This window comes from Streptomyces europaeiscabiei (genome assembly GCF_001550375.1).
Lineage (GTDB): Bacteria > Actinomycetota > Actinomycetes > Streptomycetales > Streptomycetaceae > Streptomyces > Streptomyces europaeiscabiei.
This window is the reverse complement of the sequence record NZ_LRTR01000604.1, coordinates 1-2,845: the sequence shown is the minus strand read 5'-3', so window position 1 is coordinate 2,845 and position 2,845 is coordinate 1. Positions and strand designations below refer to the sequence as shown.

The following is a 2,845-nucleotide window of genomic DNA, read 5'->3' as shown; positions in this document are numbered from 1 at the left end:
GCCGGCACCTCAGCCGCTCGCCGAACGGCTGGCACCGCTGCCCGCCGCCGACCGCGAGCACCTGCTCCTGGACGTGGTCGCCGAACAGGCCGCGGCCGTCCTCGGACACGGCTCGGCCGCCGACATCGATCCCGAGCAGACCTTCAAGGAACTCGGCTTCGACTCCCTGACCGCGGTCGAGCTGCGCAACCGGCTCGGCGCGGCCACCGGCCTGCGGCTGCCCGCCACCCTGGTCTTCGACTACCCGACCGCCCTCGCCCAGGTCCGGTACCTGCTCGGCGAGCTGTCCCTGCCGGAGCCTCCCGGCGCCACGCAGTCCCTGCTCGGCGAGATGGACCGCCTGGAGAGCGCGCTGCTCGGCTCGGACGTGGCCGGCGAGGACCGGGAGAAGGTCTCCGCCCGGCTGCGTGAGCTGCTCTCCCGCTGGCAGGGCGAACCCGTAGCCCCGGCCGGCACCCCCGCAGGACAGGCCGACACCCTCGCAGGACAGGACGACGAGGAACTGGCCCTGGCCGAGACCGCGGGCGACCTCTTTGACCTGATCGACCGAGAGCTGGGGGACGCGTGAGCACCCCGCCGGTCCCGCACGCACCCGACGCCCCGGCTCGCCCGGTTCAAGGAAGTGACACACGTGGCTGACGACGACAAGTACGTGGAATACCTCAAGCGGGTCACGGGCGAACTCCGGCAGACCCGCCGCAAGCTGCGCGAGGTCGAGGACCGGGGCCGTGAGCCGATCGCCATCGTCGCGATGAGCTGCCGCTTCCCCGGCGGCATCCGCACCCCCGAGGATCTGTGGCGGCTCGTCGACGAGGGCGGCGACGCCATCGGCGCACTGCCCGACGACCGCGGCTGGGACATCGAGGACCGCTACGATCCCGACCCCGACCGCCCCGGGACCTTCTCCACCCGAGAGGGCGGCTTCCTGCACGACGCCGCCTCCTTCGACGCCGCCTTCTTCGGCATGAGCCCCCGCGAGGCACTGGCCACCGACCCGCAGCAGCGGATCCTGCTGCAGGCGTCCTGGGAACTCCTGGAGCGCGCCGGGATCCGCCCGCAGACCCTGCGCGGCAGCGCCACCGGCGTGTTCGTCGGCGCCGCCACCGCCGGCTACGGGCAGGGCCCGGTCGAGGTCCCCGAGGACCTGCACGGCCTGATGCTCGCCGGGAACGCGACCTCCGTCGCCTCCGGCCGTATCTCCTACGTCCTCGGCCTCGAAGGCCCCACCGTCACCGTCGACACCGCCTGTTCGTCCTCCCTGGTCGCCCTGCACTGGGCGGTGCAGGCACTGCGCGCCGGGGAGTGCGACCTCGCGATGGCGGGCGGCGTCGCCGTCATGGCCACCCCCGGCCTGCTGTTCGAGTTCAGCCGACAGCGCGGGCTCGCCCCCGACGGCCGCTGCAAGGCCTTCGCGGACTCCGCCGACGGCACCGGCTGGTCCGAGGGCGTCGGCCTGCTCCTGGTCGAACGCCTCTCCGACGCCCGCCGCAACGGGCACCCGGTCCTCGCCGTGGTCCGCGGCTCCGCCGTCAACTCCGACGGCGCCTCCAACGGGCTGACCGCACCCAACGGGCCCGCCCAGCAGCGCGTCATCGAACAGGCCCTCGCGAACGCCGGTATCACCGCCGCCGACGTCGACGCCGTCGAGGCGCACGGCACCGGCACCACCCTCGGCGACCCCATCGAGGCCCAGGCGCTGCTCGCCACCTACGGCCGCGCCAAGGACGCCGAGCGGCCCCTGTTCCTCGGCTCCCTGAAGTCCAACCTCGGTCACACCCAGGCCGCCGCCGGAGTCGCGGGCGTCATCAAGACGGTGATGGCGCTCCAGCACGGCCGGCTGCCCCTCACCCTGCACGTGGACAAGCCGTCCACGCACGTCGACTGGGACGCCGGTCACGTCCGGCTGCTCACCGAGCCCGTCGACTGGCCCCTCACCCCCGGACGCCCGCGCCGCGCGGCCGTGTCCTCCTTCGGCATCAGCGGCACCAACGCGCACACCGTCCTGGAGGCCGCCCCCGAGGAGCCGGAAGAGGAGGCCCAGGAGACCGGGACGGCCCCCGCGGCCGCCGTACGCCTGCCCCTCGCCCCGTGGCTGCTGTCCGCGCGCGGCGCCGAGGCCCTGCGCGGCCAGGCGACCCGCCTGCTCGACCACGCCGAAACGCACCCCGGCGACGACGCGCACGTCACCGCCCGTGCTCTCGCCGCGACCCGCCAGTCCTTCGAGCACCGCGCCGTCGTCCTCGCCGAGGACACGGCCGCCGCCCGCGACGCCCTGCGGGCCCTCGCCGCGGGAGAGGAACACCCCGCCGTCGTCACCGGCCGCACCCTGCGCGGCGCGACCGCCTTCCTCTTCTCCGGGCAGGGCGCCCAGCGTCCCGGCATGGGCCGCGACCTGTACACCGCGTTCCCCGCGTATGCCCGCGCCTTCGACGAGGTCTGCGCCCACCTCGACCCCGAACTCGGACTGTCCCCCAAGTCCCTCAAGAACACGGTCCTCGACGGCGCCCCGGACGACGAGGCGCTGCGGGAGACAGGCCTCGCCCAGCCCGCGCTGTTCGCGGTCGAGGTCGCCCTCTTCCGCCTCCTGGAGTCGTGGGGCATCGCCCCCAAGTACGTCCTCGGGCACTCCCTGGGCGAACTGTCCGCCGCGCACGTCGCCGGAGTGTGGTCGCTGCCCGACGCCTGCCGTCTGGTGGCCGCGCGAGGACGGCTCATGCAGGCCCTGCCCGAGGGCGGCGCCATGGTCTCCGTGGAGGCCACCGAGGACGAGGTGACCGCGCTGCTCGCCGGGCACGCCGACGCCGGCGCCGTGTCGGTCGCCGCCGTCAACGGCCCGCGCGCCACC

At 74.7% G+C, this 2,845-nt stretch carries 2 protein-coding genes; both read left to right on the top strand.

From position 1 onward, the window contains the following. On the top strand, positions 1-568 hold a 568-nt coding region (locus AWZ10_RS28830; protein WP_244172576.1), incomplete at its 5' end, for a phosphopantetheine-binding protein. A gap of 63 nt (positions 569-631) precedes the next feature. After that, on the top strand, positions 632-2,845 hold a 2,214-nt coding region (locus AWZ10_RS28825; RefSeq protein WP_159058377.1), incomplete at its 3' end, for a type I polyketide synthase.